The following is a 15,512-nucleotide window of genomic DNA, read 5'->3' as shown; positions in this document are numbered from 1 at the left end:
ATTATTTATTGAATTTCAATAAATAATTGACATTTATTAATATATTATTATCGTATTAAGTCTTTTTTTATAACTACTCCCATTGGGTCAAGTCCATTTACAGGGCTGGTATTGCCTATTGCGAAAAATCTAATGGAAAAAATGAACGGGAGCCTTACTGCTGAAACCAGTTAGTGATGAAGTGTGAATGGGAATACTGGTGATGAATTACACATGTGACCATACTACTGAATTTCTAATAAGTTTTATGGGATTTTGTAGTTTGTGACTTAAACTGGAAGGATTATCAATAAGGGAATAAACAATTGAAACTCGGAATGGGGATCCGCCAAATCAGTAAACCGAATCCTCATTCCGTTACCAAATGAATTCTTCAACAACAGGGGCAGAATACATGCTAATTATTATCTGATTTCTAGTGTTATTAGTATTTTTCTCTTCCAAAACTGAATCCGTTACTCCTAGTTAACTTCTAACAAATTATTAGAGCTAATTGCAATTCTATCATTATTAGTTGTTATTATTTCAAGGGGATATATGGCAGATAATTTATCTGAAAATATCCATCGTCTTTCTGGCTGAGTAAGTAATATAAAAATTCCTTTTGAGTTATCACCCATAAAATTAAGTGATGTAGAGTTTAAAGGTTGATTGTCTCTTTCTTGAATTCCAATATCAATTAGCTTTTCACCTGCATCGATTACATTATCTACAGTCAGCCCTATTTCACTAATGTTTAATACACCCTTAGCAGCTGAGAAAGGTTCTACCATTTCTTCAGATATAGAATACCTTGAAATGAACTCAACTATATTACCAGCAGGGTCATTGAAGTATAGTGCATGTGCAGGAAAATGAGAGAAATCTGCTTCATCTTCGCTATCTTCTACATTTAAACTAACTCTTTCTCTGACCCATGATTTTGCTTCATCAAATTTATTAGATGGAATATTAAAAGCAAAGTGGTAATAGGGTTTACCATTTACGTGTTCTGATGTAAATTCCAATTCACTTGAACCAACTACAATTCGAAAGCTGTTTTCACTTTCTTTAATTAAAGGGAACCCGAAACAGTCAACATAGAACTTTCTCATTTCTTTAATACTTTCCGTATATAAAGTTACTGATTTAATTTCCATTGTTTTAGAAAACTCCTTTAATAAATTTTTAACAACCTGTATATACAATGTAATCCATTTATGCTAATAAATAAAATAATGAATTTTAATCACAAGATATAATTACTGGTTATTTCACGAACCTTTATCTATTTGAAATCTTATATATTTGGCTGATTAGTTACTGTTTGCTAAATAAGAACCCCTCTACCCAATCTAAAATAATCAACACATTATTACATGTATATATCAATAGTGGAAAGTATAACAGTAAGCGTTTCGATTTGGAGGTAAATAAATGGAAGGAAAAGAGAATCAGATCAGACTGTCTTCTGCTGAGTTGGGGCAACTTTGGACGCAATATTTAAACGATAGTGCGAGTATATGTATGCTAACTTATTTTGCAGAAAAAGCTGAGGATACTGAGATCAAACCTATTATTGAACATGCTTTAAAGTTATCTGAAGTACATATACAAAAAATAACCTCTATTTTTAATGAAGAGAAACACGCCATTCCACATGGTTTCAAGATTGAAGAAGATGTCAATTTAACTGCACCACGATTGTATTCGGATAGTTATGTGTTAAATTTCATTCATAACATGGCTAAAATTGGGTTAACTTCTTATTCAAGTAGTTTATCAGTAGCTGTAAGAGAAGACATTACCGATTTCTATATGGAATGTCTATGGGAAACAAAGCAATTATACAAAATGGCTAAGGATCTGTTGTTGTCAAAAGGGCTATATATAAGGGCTCCCTATTTCCCAAATATAGAACATAATGAATTTGTTATAGAACAAAGGTTTCTTTGGGATATGTTTGGAAAAAAAAGACCTCTAATTGCATTAGAAGTATCCAATCTGTACTCTAATCTGCAAAGAAATGCTTTAGGTACAGCTACCTTAGTTGGATTTTGTCAGGTGGCTCAGGATAAAGATGTTAAACAATTCTTTTTAAGAGGGCTAAAAATTGCTAGAAACCATATTAAATCATTTGGAATTAAATTAGAGGAAAATTATCTCACTGTACCTATGACTTGGGATACAGAGATAACAAATAGTACAAATAAAACTTTTTCAGATAAAATCATGATGTTTTATATATCTGCACTAATAACATTAAGTATCGGGTATTATGGTACTGGTCTAGCACAAAGTCCAAGAGTAGATATAGGTATCATGTATAACAAACTTTCAGCAGAAATTCAATTATATTCTGAGGACGGGGCTAATATTATGATTCAAAATAGATGGTTAGAACAGCCGCCCATGGCTTCAGATAGGGATGAGTTAGCAATAAAAAATAAGCCAGATCTGTAATATAAATTAAGTGAAAAAGAGTAAGTTATATTAGCTGGATGGTATTATCAAGTTGCTGAAACTGTTTTATTTTGTTTACTGCAGACGCATATCCAATGTGATTATTCCTATCCAAAAAGACCACCAAATAAGCATTTAATTTGATGGTCCTTTACATTATATTCTTTTGCAGTACCTCAAAGTTCAATCTGCTATGACGCCTTTGAAAACCATACCTTGATCAAGGTCAATAACTTCGAGTACATTTGAATTTTTTACATAAACACTTTTATATTGTGCGTGGCCATCTTCATCTTTTAATATAATAACTCGCGTCTGTTTATTATCCTCGATGACCTGAGCCTGGTAATCATCTGAATCTACCTGTTCATCTAATACAGTGAATTCAGGCAGCACTTCAACCTGATGACTTTTTTCCGTTACTTCAACATTCGCTTTTGACTTTTTTGTTTTATCTATTGGTGATACACCGGCATCGGTTATACTTCCTGCAGACAATAGTAGTGCTCCTGCAGCTGTAGTCATAAATAGTGATTTCATATGTTTTTTCTCCTCTTCTATTTGACTAATACCATCATAGTCAAGAAATGTAAGAGAATGCTTTGAAGAAAATTAGAAATTGGTGAGAATTCGACAACAAATAGATGACAAACATTTCCTCTTTGTTTCAACTGGCGATTTTCGTTTCACACAACTTACTTTTTCTTCTTTGCCAATTCGTCTCGGTCCAGAGCCCTCGGAGGTTCTTCAAGCCACTGATTTTTAATCATGATGTTTGCTCCATCTTCAGCGTACTTTAAGATTTCATTCAATAGCCTATTATAAGTAGTACCTAAATCCCTTCTAGGACTCATTGACATACTAGCTCCATAATAACCGACACTAAGCGCTATAAGACCAGTACAATAATACATCATTAACTTATCCGAAAATGTATATGTTGTAGAATCTGTAACAGAATCATCCATCTTTGCTGGAGCAGGAACATCATCCTCATGCAAAATGGACCCAAAAACTTCGCAATGTTTTTGAGAAATTTCCTTACCTCTAACCAAAAACTTCCGTACATCCGTATTCTTTGCCACTTGACTAAACCCAATCATGGTAGCCGATCCTAACGCATTTCGTTGATAATTACCAAACAGATTAACAATTTCAAAACCAGCTAATGGTCTCCTCTCCCCGAAATATCCTGTCAAAGCGTTTTGGCTTTTTACGAAATCATAGCTTTCCGGTACTGGCAGGTATGGCATATTGATGTATAGTCCTTTTGACTGCAGCACGGTTATCACCGTTTTAAGTAATCCGGTTTGTTTATAAACACACTGTGAAAAATAATTAAATATATCCACCCTTCCAGCCATTGACAGGCTAATACTGTATGCCTGTAATGCAATTTGTAAACCTTGATACAGGTAACGTAAGATATAATCATCTGAATACAATTTCGGTGCATTAACGTCAACATCTTCAGATGGATTAAACCCATAAGGTATCGGATAATTCTCCTTAGTAAATATCTCCCTTAGCTTAATCAATTGTGATTGAGCTAAATCCAATGCCTGTTGTACAAGGGGTTGAATTTCACCATCAGATACCTTCGCTAAAAAATATTGCAATTTACATTCCAGTGCACTATCATTCATGTAAGCAGCCCACAATTGTGTAATTTCCGATGAGGTTAATTTCTGATTCTCGTTATTAATATCTTACACCTCCTACTAGTATAAATATAATATTACTTTTTCCATATGAAGGGGTTTTTATGTAAACAAAAACCAGCCCACAAATGAATGAGCTGGTGATACGTTAATAGTTTATTTAATTATTAAAATTGGGCACGTTGCATGGTGAACAATATTTGTACTTACACTTCCCAGCAGAAGTTTTTTCACTCCGCCAAGACCACGACTGCCAACAATAATTAGGTCCATCTCATGATCTTCAGCATATTCGCAAAGCTTATCTCCTGCATTCCTTTGAGAGTCTAATGTACCTAAAATTGCATAACGAATTGAACTGCATTTTGTAGTGATATATGTAATTAAAAATAAAATATCTCAGTTCGGTTTTTTAAACTGAGATTTTTCTTTTATTTATTTTCAATTGCTTCTTCAGGCTTCTTCAACTAAAGCTACAAAAGACTATGATTTATTTTAATTAAAACTTTTCCTTCATAACTGCGGCTTTCGACTAGTTTATGAGCTCTTGCAACATCACTTAAATTGAAGACTTGTGCAACAGGGAGAGTGATTTCATTCGAATCAAATAGCTTCAAGACTTTTTCTGCAACAGGTGCTAAACGTGCTGGATGATGCTTTCTAGTTGTTCCTAAACTAAAACCTTTAATATTCCTGCAACTACTATGTACGTCGCTTGTTTTAAAGGTACCAACTTTACCACTGCTATTGCCAAATTGGACAAGCGTTCCGAATAATGCTAAACAATCTAAACTATCACCGCTAACTTCACCTGCAACAGAGTCAAAAATAATATTAGCACCTTGATAGTTTGTCTGTTTTAATACTTCCTTTGTAAATGTTTCGTAGGTACATACTGTATCAGCTCCCAATTCTTTCACATAATTTTCTTTATCTAAATCTCCAACTGTTCCAATAATGTTTTGAATGCCAGCTAACTTTGCTAACTGTACAAGCATTGAGCCCACACCACCAGCTGCACTATGTATAACTAGGGTATCTGATTTTTGAACCTGTCCAATTTCATATAGAAGAATATAAGATAAAATAGATACTGTTGGCATAGTCGCAGCTTTCTCAAGCGGAAAGTTATGAGGGATTTTAAAAACTAATTGCTCATTTGCTGCTACATACTCTGCATATGAACCGTTCTTTGGAAAAGCTATCACCCTATCTCCTTTTAAAAATGAGGAATTAGGAGAAACTTCTTCAATTATTCCTGAAACATCCAACCCTAATATTAGAGGGAAATTATCTTTTCCTTTATTTCCTGAACGCTTTTTTATATCTGCGTAATTTACACTCGAATAGGCTACTCTTATTAAGACTTCGTTTTCTCCTATTTTTGGTTTTTCAACATCAGTATATTTAAGTACATCAGCATCTCCATATTCATTTTGAACTACAGCCTTCATATTCTTCATTCCCTTCAAAATATTCACATTCTCCTATTCAACAATCAAGTCATTTAGTTCAAGTGTAATCGTTCACAATATCTATATTTTAACATAAATATTCTGAATAACTTGTAAAATCAAGCGAAAATAGAGTAATTTCCAATTTATTCATAATTTTATGCATGCCAATTTGTATTCGTATTTGTAGGTCAAAATGTAGACGTACACTGTCTATTGTTATTTAACAAAAAGGGGTACAAATATCACTACAATTTTAGTGCATATTATAAAGAAAACACTATTAAACCAACAAAAAATAACCATCAAAATTCTCATATGCATACAGAAATTGATGGTCATTTTACATTACATTTTTAATATTTGTGATAGGAAACGGAGGGTTTTGAATTTCCCGATGAACTTATTTAATCAAAATTATTATTTAAACTTATTCTAGATATAGACTCCTTTAATACTTCTAATTAAAAGATTTCGGTGCTATCATTAACCTATAAACAACTATAAGGTTCGTGATCCTAATGCCCACACTAAACTACGGAACAACAACGATCAACTACATACGCTACAGCCAAAATCGTAAAGACCTGAAAATATCTGTAACTATCGTAAACGGGGTCGAAGTGTACTCACCTGATGATCTTGATGATGAGGATCTTAATGACTTACTTAAAAAGAAAGCACCGTGGATTCTTAATAAAATAAAAGAACTGAATCAGGTTGAGGCATCCATTCAGTCGAAGGAATTTGTCAGTGGGGAAAAGCTTCCGTACCTAGGACGTAACTATCGCCTTAAAGTCCAACGCGAGGCTGTTACGAATGCTGAGTTTTCCTTGTACCAAGGCAGGTTCATTGCAACCGTTCCAAAAAACTGGCAGCAAAGTCAGGTTCAAGAAACGTTAGAAAAGCAACTTATCCAATGGTACCGCCAACATGGTGCTAAAAAACTCCAGGAACGGGTCCAGCATTACCAAACGCTGATGGATGTCACACCAGAATCGGTGAATTTACGTACGCAGCATAAACGGTGGGGAACTTGTACGCCAGATGGTGATATTTACATTAACTGGCGATTGATTATGGCACCAGTAAAAGTATTGGATTATGTCGTTGTACATGAGCTTGCACACCTTAAAATTCAAGATCATTCAGCCGAATTCTGGAAAATAATTAAGTCCGTTATGCCAGACTATAAAAAACGAAAAGAATGGCTCCGTGTAAATGGCATGTCCCTGCATTGCGTCGGATGAAAAATAGAGCATGATATCTCATTGGTGTCATGCTCTTAATTTCGATATAAATTATTATTACTTATCCGGTTCTATTCTCCAAAAAATTTCATGCAAGGTTTCTGTATTTATAATAAGTCAGTCTTAAGTTGGAGTGAAAATCGGTCCCAGTATTATTAACTATTTACGACATATACGTTAATGTTAGTTATTATAATTAAAAACAAGGGAGAGTGTTATATGGATATTCCAAAACAAAAAGTCCAAAAAATTTTCGGAGACGTTACAAAGAAAAAGCAAATACATGAATCTGTTCTTCTCATAGAAAATTCAAGTGGAGATGTTTCATACAGTCTTGGGTATGGGGGCAGGGATACAGATACACCATTTCTTATGGCAAGTATAACAAAACTGTTCACAACCACTTGTATTTTTATTTTGAGAGATCAGGGAAACCTGTCACTGGACGATGAAATAACCAAATACTTAAAAAAAGATACAATAAGTAATCTTCATGTTTACAAAGGCCAAGAGTATTCTGATCAACTTACAATCTCGAATTTATTATTTCAAACAAGTGGATTGCGGGATGCCATTGAGGAAGGCAGTAATGAGTCGAAAAAACGTGCTATTTATGAGGATGTGCTAACTGATTTTAATGAATCCATCATAGAGACAAAGAAAATCCAGCCACACTTTGCACCGGGGATGGGAAAAAGAGCTCATTACACAAACATAAACTTTGAAATTCTCGGTAAAATAATTGAAATCGTCACTCATTCACCGTTGGAAGATGTATTTAGACAATTTATCTTCGACCCTCTTGGGCTTATAAATACTTATCTCCCTCAAAATGAGGATGATTTTGTCCCGCATGTTTATTATAAGGACACTGCACTCTACCGTCCAAAACTACTTAAAAGCAGTCGCGCGAGTGGCGGTTGTATTTCTACAGCTCGTGAATTAATGGTATTTCTCAAGGCTTTCTTTAGAGGAAAGTTATTTAATAATAGTATATTTCATGAACTAAAAGTAAATAACAGGTTGCAGGCTTCTATGCTTCCAATTCATTACGGCGCTGGATATATGAGAATTCCACTGAATGGTCTTGCTACACTTTTTATGGGAAAAGGTGAGTTAATTGGTCATTCTGGTTCAACAGGTTCTTTAGCATTTTACTATCCCGAAAAGGATATGTTTTTTATTGGAGATGTCAATCAAATGGAAAACCCCGCAACTCCTGTACGGATGGTGATGCGACTTGCCATGTCTATGAAGTCATAAAAATACAAATAACGGGAGTTAATCAGGAATAAATATTAACGGCCAAACCGTAAAGGGTCAGATTTCTGAATGTTATTAAATTGGTTTTCTACTAACTAGCCCATCCTTCCTCTTTATTTTACTCTTGTATTATATTAAAATCCGTTTCTTCATATTAGCGAATAAATGCCTTACTTTTAACTTTCTTTATTAAAAAATCCTTAATTGCCACCACTTGTTTTGTTGGGTTGAAGCTATTTATTTTCTGTAAAAATAACCCTTGATAATTAAGGGGTTGTAAAACTACCTGTGATTTTGATTTTTGTTATCCGCCCCATTATGTTTCATTCTTTTATAAAACACGTAAATCGCATTGCCAGCCACCAACAATACAGAGCCGGTCAAACATCCATATATAGAAGGTAGATGGGGCACATCAGGAAAAAATATGATTTGACTTCCAATACTACCCCCGATGAATGCCGCTAGAGCCATCATGCTTAGTCCCCATTCAGAATCCTTAAGTTTCTTCTTTTTTTTCATTTTATTCATACTCCCTTCCTCGAAATTTTTACATATATAGCCGAAGCTACCCTATATTATAAAACTTGCCATTCGCCAAGTTTTATATTAGTTGAGGGAATGAAAGGCACCTAATTTGTAACTTAAAAATAAAACACATTAAGCATACCATGGAATAAACTTGCTGGAATTACACTATTTGATTTCTCTCGAAGCCAATTGATAACAAAGGAAAAAAGAAACAATTGTCCACAATATACTATTGTGTTAAGAAATATATCGTCTGAATACTTATATAAAACAGCCACTGGAATGTGCCAAGTTGACCAAATGAGAGCAGTAATAATGTAAGCTTTAAGTCTACTTACAGGAATCAATTCGTTCCATAAAAAACCACGCCATGTGACTTCTTCTAATAATGCTGATAGTGTTGAGACAGTAAATCCTATCAGCAGCATTTTAAAAAACTGTTCGATTGTCCAGTTAATGTTAAATGACAGTAATATAGGAATAATTATTGCAATGATATACCACTTGAATTGTCCGATTGATAAACCGAGTGTTGGAATTATTTTTTCCCTGTAAATTATTTTTTGTATTATAACAACAGTAAGGAAAGGTATCACCATGGCATACCCTAAGAATTTATTCGGATTAATTGTAAAAGAAATTATAAAATGAAAAAGCAAAGTTAAACTAAATGTTATTCCAATAAATAGAGTTACTTTTCTAATATCGACCTTCACTTAGCACCGCCTTTCTTATACCTACAACATCTTTTTTCACACTAAACAGCTTCGATAGTGCAATAAGCTGCTCTCTTACTAAACAGTCGCCCCTTAACTTTAAGTCTATCACTTCAGAAAAAACAAATGGACCTGGAAAACAATTTGTCAGATGAATACTAAGTAATAATCCATTAAACTTAATTCGATTGACATTTATAATAGTAAATTGTTTTAATTGCCAGGTACCCAATAGGTGAGAATATTAAAGCTATACCTAATGAATATAGAACATTGAAAGAAATGACCCCATCCCAGTTAAGATTATATCCTTTATTAGCCTCCAATAAAGAAACTATTGTAAAAGCCAATAAAATTATTATAAAGAGAGTAATGAAGCTACCTATCCAATATTTAATTTTCATTGATTTTGATTGCTCGTAATTCATAACGGAAATCTTCGTAAAGAAGCGTCTCAATACTTCGTCTATTAACCAAAAGAAGAATGCGAAAGTTGTAGCACGAATAAAGCTTATTCTAAAATTTTCTCCTGATAGACTGATTAATAGTGCAAAAATGATACCGAACAGCAAATGTATAAAGAATGCTAACGAAGCCCTCTTGACTCCCATAAAACGCTTAGTGATAAGGTCAGAAAAGAATGTTACTGGCAAACCATAAAGTAAAATAAAGGGAGAAAGAATAAAACTGGTAAATACAACAGTATTAAATAAATCAATGTTTATTCCTTCACGAAAAATAACAACTGCTAAAGTATGAAGTGTATATTTCCCTTATGATTCACCCATTCCGAAGCCAAGCAAAAGAAGATATCCTATTGTGATAAGTGCAATAACATTAAGTAACGATAATAACCATTTACCAACACCATTTTTACCTTTTACCCCAAGAATGACTCCTAATAATGGGAATAAGAACATTGAGATTATTGCTATTTTACCTAATGAACCGAAAGTAAAGCCATTTATCATCATAGAAAACAAAATAATAAATGTCCCTAAACAGATGGTTGAAAGAACATTGTAATTTTTTAATCTAACCCCTCCTAGTTTTGAACTACTGTTTAACACAAAACTTTAAATTACTCCCTTAACTTTTCTGCATCGTTAGTGAAATAAGCCAACTCTTATTAAACCATCGCACCTTATAGTTTAAGTGCAAAACATAACAATTATTTCACTGACAAGTTTGTTAATTTAAAAAAACCAGGGTCAGGTTTCATTGATTTAAGACCTTTTTTTGATTGGAAGTAAATTGTTTTGTCCTCTTCATAATGAACATTTATTTTTATATCCCCAACAACAATCACACTTTCATTGACGCGAGACTCCATTTTTTCTTTCCAGTCAATCGCATTATTAATGAACTGTACAACTTTCTTTATTTTAGCCTGATCTCTGATTTTTGCACATTGATTATCATTTGTGTTTTTATAAATACAAATGTTCTTAGGAATGCTTTCAATCCACTTTTTTGAATGATGAATTAGGGTTTTGTCAAATATGACCTCTGTTTGATTATTAGTTTCAGAATAGCTGCTGTAAACCGATAATCCCCACTCTAATCCATGTTTACGCCATCGTGTTATAAAGCCTGATCCATTTTTATTGGGGCTTGTGTCTTTATATACAACATTCCAACCACGCTTTGGTAATTTTTTAAAGTAAAAATTCTTAATTTCCTTCCATTGGTTACCTTCCATTACATAATTGCTTCTAGTAGGTTCCAATCCAGTAAATAAAGGTATGTCACGCCGCTCAGGAATAATGGACATACCTTCATATGTGTCATCGGTTACGTTTTGATAGGCAAACCAAACAATAATAAACGATAACACAATAACCCCAATGATTAACCCGTTTGTCTTTTTCATCTAATCCCCCCTCCCTTGAGGTAAAATCTATTATTCTCTTTATGACACTAAATTGCTGCTTTCGTACTAACTCCTTATTAAAGTCTTGCACTCGTTTGTTGAAGAATTCACATTGTTCCATCATAACCCTAGTTAGGTAACATCTTATTTAATATTCTAATTTGTCCCCTATGGTTGATTTCGTCTTCGAAGGTATGGAACCATATAAAATAATTATTGGATAAATTGTTATCCCAAATTGCTTCTTCATATAACCACTTGTCATTTCTTTTTTTTAACTCTTCTAAAGTTCTGTTACGAACCTTTTTCAATTTCTCGATATAAAACTCTAAAGGATTACCTTTAATCTGATTTCTTCCTAAATCATCAAGTTGGTAGGCAGCCCCCCATTCTTCAATCTCTTGTTTATTAGGCTTTCTCTTATCGAATAACTCAACTTGAAATCCAAACTCAACAGCAGCCATATGTAGCAATAATGCACCAATCGAATTACCTTCTTCATTTGCCAAAAAATCTAACTGCTCAACAGTTAACCCTTGGACCTCATTTAATGTTGTAAATCTAGCATATTCCATCATAGAAACCAACTGCCCAATTTGTGGTGAATATCCTTGAATTTCCTCAATTTTAAATGTATTAAGTTCTTTAAATTTATTAAGTACGTCCATATTCATTATCCCCCTACTTGTTACATAAAACATACTTTCTTCTTCCACAATCCTGCGGCATTAGTGAAACAAAGATGCAATTACTTATTCTAGTAAAGCACCCGTTAATGCAATAATTATTTTTTATCTTTTACGAAGGTAACTATTCCAATACTAAATACCAAGATACCGATTAACATCAACGAATGTATAAAACCGTTTAGAATTGGTACGTATTCTCCAGTTAAATTCTTATTTCGATACACGATATTAACTAAGTTGTACCCTAAAGGTGTACTAAATAGTAATATGATACCCCCTAAAGTAAAATATATCGCTGCTTGTTTGTTCATAAATCATTCCCCCTGATTCATTTTTGATTCTTAAACTATTCTGTTAATTTAGCACACAAGAAGCGAATACTCTTATTAAACAATCGCACCCGTTTGTTTAACAGGGCATTATTGATTTTTTTCTTGTAACCATTCTTTGTATTCAGGTAATGTGTATTCATCAGTTTTTTCTACGGTCCATTGATTATCATTCTGTTTTAAGAAGACCTTCATTAAATATTCCCCACCAGATTCGTCGAAGTCATCTCTCAAATAAACAATGCTTCCGTGAACCAGAACTGTTACTTTGTTATCATTTATTGCATTCACTTTAATTCGTTCATAACTTTCAATATTGTAATTGGCATCCACCAAGTCAAAACCGTGATTTAAGGATTCAACCTCATTTTTTTCTACATTAACTCCTTTTTCACTATCAATATTCTCTTTTAATTCTGGGTACCTTTCCCAAAGTATATTAATATCATTATTTATTACTGCTTGAGTTCTATGATACATATACTCTCTTACAGGTTTTGTATATTTCACCCAATCTGATGGTTCAGGTTCAACAAAACCTTGTAAATCTTTTTTTGAATTAAGGTCATCTGACAATACGGAATTTTGCTGACACCCTAATAATGACAATAATAAAACGACCATTAAACCCCAAAAATGAAATGTCTTCATATTATTTGTCCCCCTTTAACTATAAGACGAACTTTACTTTGCATTTGCTTCAAAATGGCAAAAAACTAAACTGCTGCTATAGTTGAACAAGGATGCAATCCCTTATTCAAGGAAAGCACCCGATAGTTGAACAACGTCTATTTCTTCATAGGCATGAAAGATGATGGATTTAATTCTTCACTTTCAATCACTATAGCAGTTAACCCTTTATATGTTTTAGTTTCATGCCATTCATACTTCTTCCAAAATACAGCGTCTCCCGACTGAATTTTGAAATATTCTTCTGGCTCACCTCGAACATATCCTTCACCATTCATAATCAAGAGAAGTTGAGGTGTCACTGCTTGGTGGTAGCCTATAACCCCTTTTTCTTCTAAGTGCATACATCCTATATGAGTAACCTTTTCAGTTTGGATAATACGAGACATAATAAAATTTGAATTGAATTTCGAAATTGCTTTCCCACTGTCTTTATCGAATTTATAAAACTCCATTATGTGCCTCCTAAAACATTAGATACTATACTAATTTCGCCAAATTCAACCCTTTCCCTGTCACGTTAATACAATAAGAACAAGGTGCCTTCGTACAAACTCCTTGTTTAACTCTTGCACCCGTTACTTTAAAACAGTCACTTAGCGTGTTTTTTCTTTTGTTTTTATAAAGTAAAATTATTCCTATAACTAATACAATAACTCCGATTTGCCAAAACCATCTATCTTCAGTTTCAAAAAATATAAATGTTAAATAATCTGATGTTTGACTGAACTTATAAGGGTATAAAAAAATTACAGGAAATAAGCCGAATACAGTAGAAAGACCACCTAAGACGGTTAATAAATAAGAAAAAACTTTAATAAATATCCCCTCCAAAATTGTTCGTGCAAGAAGAATCCTTACTACACTAACTAGCTCCGTTACTTTAAGTACATTAATTCACATACTAATTCTAACATAAAATTCCAATAATTCTTTAAATAAGAATAGGATCGCCATAATCGACGATCCCTTGTTAAACTATTGCACCCTTTAATTGAAGAACATAAGGCAATTACTTTACTTACATTACTTTTAAGCTCAAACTTTCGGTATGTTCCTCCCACTGTATAGTAATTTCATAGCTGGTTGGTTCTTCACTAAACTGAGAATCAATAGTCTTCTTTCCTTCTTCAGATAGGTGAAATGGCGTAGTAAATTCCATTTCCTTATATTTCCTAGATAACTCTACTTTTCCTTGTGGAATTGCCTCATCACCAATGTATTCCACAATCAAGTTTTTGTCTCTATCATAAACAACCTTCCAATTTTCACTCTCCCCTGCATAATAACCACTAAAACTTTCTGAATACAATTCCGAGCATCCAGTCAGGTATAATCCGATTAATAGAAATAACATCAACCTCTTTTTTATCATTTGATACACCCTTGTTCCATAATCCTGATAAGTTACTTGAATAGCTTTTATTTCTTTAAACTGTCCAATAAAACATATCCAAAAACAATGCCAGCCACTGTTATCAAAGTAGTAGTTCCCATTGGTATCAATTCTTTTGCGAACAACAAGTTCAATCCAGTAGTCGACAAAATGGGCAATAATGCTATATAGATTGTTGGAATGCCTATTGCGACTATTTTAATCCAATCAAATGTCCATTGCTTTTTTTCTTTCATCTCCATAATTAACTTCGGCAATCGTAAAAACATTCCGATAACGATTGGATATATACTTGCAAACAGTAAAACTGGCATTAACTCAAACGTCATAGATGCCTCTTCTTCTAATCGAACTTGATACTTTGCTCCTAGATAAAAAATAAATCCAATAATAACTGTACATATAAAATAATATAAAAACTTTTTAATCAAAAACTCCCCCTTTTAACCTATTTGCTACTTGTAGATACGAAAAGATTTCCCTTATTGTTTCAATATTAAATAAATTAACCTTATTAAACAATTGCACCCTATAGTTTAAGTGTAAGCCTTCTCAAGCATTTTAATGTATATTTTAATTCTGAATAACTAAATCGGCTTGTTCAATTGGTGAAACTGTTTCCAAATAATAATTTTCTGCTTTCCAGTATCTCTTTTCAAATTTCTCAATGTTAGTTTGTGTTTCTGCACTTTCACGATTGAATCTCTCATCTCTTACACAATCCAGAAAAATCATAAAATCAAAGTGACTTCTCCACTCTTCTCTTTGTAAAAATACTCCTTCGATTATAATTAGACAAGTATTAGGTGTTTTGACAGTCTGGAATTTTTGTGAATCGGTACTATTGTCATAAGTTAATAATTGTAGTTCATTAGATTCTTTTAGTTTTTTAAACAAATTTTCTTTTAGCCATTCTACATCCCATTGCAAATTGTAATACTCATACCATTCTTCATTACCAGTGTTATAACGTCTTTCTCTTTCTACAATGTAATCGTCTATATGCAAAACACAAGTAAAAATATTTTCTTCTTGAATATGCTGTTCGATGTTTCTTACTAATGTTGTTTTACCAGAACGACTTAATCCATCTATTCCGAGAACAACCTTTTGACCTTGTTCCACTTTTGGAATTTTTTTTAATGCATTTGTTATTTTATCTTCCAAACCATTCCCACCCTAATTTTCCATATAATAACAATCTAATAAGTTTGGATA

20 protein-coding genes are annotated in these 15,512 nt (G+C 33.1%); 3 read left to right on the top strand and 17 right to left on the bottom strand.

All coding sequences use genetic code 11. The features are described from left to right. Positions 1-461 precede the first annotated feature (461 nt). Positions 462-1,139, bottom strand: a complete 678-nt coding sequence (locus ACE1TG_RS02985) for a VOC family protein (protein WP_375050872.1) — start codon at positions 1,137-1,139, stop codon at positions 462-464. Positions 1,140-1,416: 277 nt separating this feature from the next. On the opposite strand from ACE1TG_RS02985, the gene ACE1TG_RS02980 reads away from it, so the two are divergent. Continuing rightward, positions 1,417-2,442 carry a DUF3231 family protein gene (locus ACE1TG_RS02980; RefSeq protein ID WP_375050871.1) on the top strand — a complete coding sequence of 342 codons (1,026 nt, stop codon included), beginning with the start codon at positions 1,417-1,419 and terminating at the stop codon, positions 2,440-2,442. A gap of 183 nt (positions 2,443-2,625) precedes the next feature. Here the strand turns inward: ACE1TG_RS02980 and ACE1TG_RS02975 are convergent, their stop codons facing one another. From ACE1TG_RS02975 to ACE1TG_RS02960, 4 genes are all read right to left on the bottom strand, one after another. After that, positions 2,626-2,982, bottom strand: a complete 357-nt coding sequence (locus ACE1TG_RS02975; protein WP_375050870.1) for a hypothetical protein — start codon at positions 2,980-2,982, stop codon at positions 2,626-2,628. A 155-nt stretch (positions 2,983-3,137) separates the two neighbouring features. After that, the gene (locus ACE1TG_RS02970) at positions 3,138-4,148 is read right to left on the bottom strand and encodes a DUF3231 family protein (RefSeq protein WP_375051086.1); all 1,011 of its coding nucleotides are present in this window, start codon (positions 4,146-4,148) and stop codon (positions 3,138-3,140) included. 111 nt (positions 4,149-4,259) lie between these two features. After that, positions 4,260-4,445 carry a universal stress protein gene (locus ACE1TG_RS02965; protein ID WP_375051085.1) on the bottom strand — a complete coding sequence of 62 codons (186 nt, stop codon included), beginning with the start codon at positions 4,443-4,445 and terminating at the stop codon, positions 4,260-4,262. A gap of 131 nt (positions 4,446-4,576) precedes the next feature. Next, the gene (locus ACE1TG_RS02960; protein WP_375051084.1) at positions 4,577-5,566 is read right to left on the bottom strand and encodes a quinone oxidoreductase family protein; all 990 of its coding nucleotides are present in this window, start codon (positions 5,564-5,566) and stop codon (positions 4,577-4,579) included. 512 nt (positions 5,567-6,078) lie between these two features. On the opposite strand from ACE1TG_RS02960, the gene ACE1TG_RS02955 reads away from it, so the two are divergent. Then, on the top strand, positions 6,079-6,807 hold the full coding sequence (locus tag ACE1TG_RS02955; RefSeq protein ID WP_375050869.1) for a M48 family metallopeptidase: 729 nt from the start codon (positions 6,079-6,081) through the stop codon (positions 6,805-6,807). Positions 6,808-7,026: 219 nt separating this feature from the next. Next, positions 7,027-8,070, top strand: a complete 1,044-nt coding sequence (locus tag ACE1TG_RS02950) for a serine hydrolase domain-containing protein (RefSeq protein ID WP_375050868.1) — start codon at positions 7,027-7,029, stop codon at positions 8,068-8,070. A 282-nt stretch (positions 8,071-8,352) separates the two neighbouring features. Here ACE1TG_RS02950 and ACE1TG_RS02945 read toward each other — a convergent pair whose 3' ends face one another. The 12 genes from ACE1TG_RS02945 to ACE1TG_RS02890 form a co-directional block, all read right to left on the bottom strand. Beyond that, positions 8,353-8,592: a hypothetical protein gene (locus ACE1TG_RS02945; RefSeq protein ID WP_375050867.1), complete on the bottom strand. Its 240-nt coding sequence runs from the start codon at positions 8,590-8,592 to the stop codon at positions 8,353-8,355. A gap of 122 nt (positions 8,593-8,714) precedes the next feature. Continuing rightward, positions 8,715-9,317: a CPBP family intramembrane glutamic endopeptidase gene (locus ACE1TG_RS02940; RefSeq protein ID WP_375050866.1), complete on the bottom strand. Its 603-nt coding sequence runs from the start codon at positions 9,315-9,317 to the stop codon at positions 8,715-8,717. Positions 9,318-10,090: 773 nt separating this feature from the next. After that, entirely contained in the window at positions 10,091-10,291 is a 201-nt protein-coding gene (locus ACE1TG_RS02935) for a hypothetical protein (protein WP_375050865.1), read from the bottom strand. 197 nt (positions 10,292-10,488) lie between these two features. Next, positions 10,489-11,190, bottom strand: coding sequence for a hypothetical protein (locus tag ACE1TG_RS02930; protein ID WP_375050864.1), 702 nt, complete (start codon positions 11,188-11,190; stop codon positions 10,489-10,491). A 128-nt stretch (positions 11,191-11,318) separates the two neighbouring features. Continuing rightward, positions 11,319-11,858, bottom strand: coding sequence for a DinB family protein (locus ACE1TG_RS02925; RefSeq protein ID WP_375050863.1), 540 nt, complete (start codon positions 11,856-11,858; stop codon positions 11,319-11,321). Positions 11,859-11,974: 116 nt separating this feature from the next. Continuing rightward, on the bottom strand, positions 11,975-12,190 hold the full coding sequence (locus ACE1TG_RS02920) for a glycosyl transferase (protein WP_375050862.1): 216 nt from the start codon (positions 12,188-12,190) through the stop codon (positions 11,975-11,977). 108 nt (positions 12,191-12,298) lie between these two features. Next, positions 12,299-12,859, bottom strand: a complete 561-nt coding sequence (locus ACE1TG_RS02915; protein WP_375050861.1) for a hypothetical protein — start codon at positions 12,857-12,859, stop codon at positions 12,299-12,301. A gap of 137 nt (positions 12,860-12,996) precedes the next feature. Beyond that, positions 12,997-13,353: a cupin gene (locus ACE1TG_RS02910; protein ID WP_375050860.1), complete on the bottom strand. Its 357-nt coding sequence runs from the start codon at positions 13,351-13,353 to the stop codon at positions 12,997-12,999. A 25-nt stretch (positions 13,354-13,378) separates the two neighbouring features. Next, the gene (locus ACE1TG_RS02905) at positions 13,379-13,732 is read right to left on the bottom strand and encodes a hypothetical protein (RefSeq protein ID WP_375050859.1); all 354 of its coding nucleotides are present in this window, start codon (positions 13,730-13,732) and stop codon (positions 13,379-13,381) included. Between the two features lie 187 nt (positions 13,733-13,919). Further along, the gene (locus ACE1TG_RS02900) at positions 13,920-14,273 is read right to left on the bottom strand and encodes a hypothetical protein (protein ID WP_375050858.1); all 354 of its coding nucleotides are present in this window, start codon (positions 14,271-14,273) and stop codon (positions 13,920-13,922) included. 47 nt (positions 14,274-14,320) lie between these two features. After that, the gene (locus ACE1TG_RS02895; protein WP_375050857.1) at positions 14,321-14,725 is read right to left on the bottom strand and encodes a hypothetical protein; all 405 of its coding nucleotides are present in this window, start codon (positions 14,723-14,725) and stop codon (positions 14,321-14,323) included. Between the two features lie 142 nt (positions 14,726-14,867). Then, entirely contained in the window at positions 14,868-15,461 is a 594-nt protein-coding gene (locus tag ACE1TG_RS02890; protein WP_375050856.1) for a kinase, read from the bottom strand. Positions 15,462-15,512: the final 51 nt, after the last annotated feature.

It is taken from the genome of Virgibacillus sp. JSM 102003, from assembly GCF_041949995.1.
Taxonomy (GTDB): Bacteria; Bacillota; Bacilli; order Bacillales; family Amphibacillaceae; genus Lentibacillus.
The sequence above is the reverse complement of the archived record's forward strand: the minus strand, read 5'-3'. Positions and strand labels throughout refer to the sequence as shown.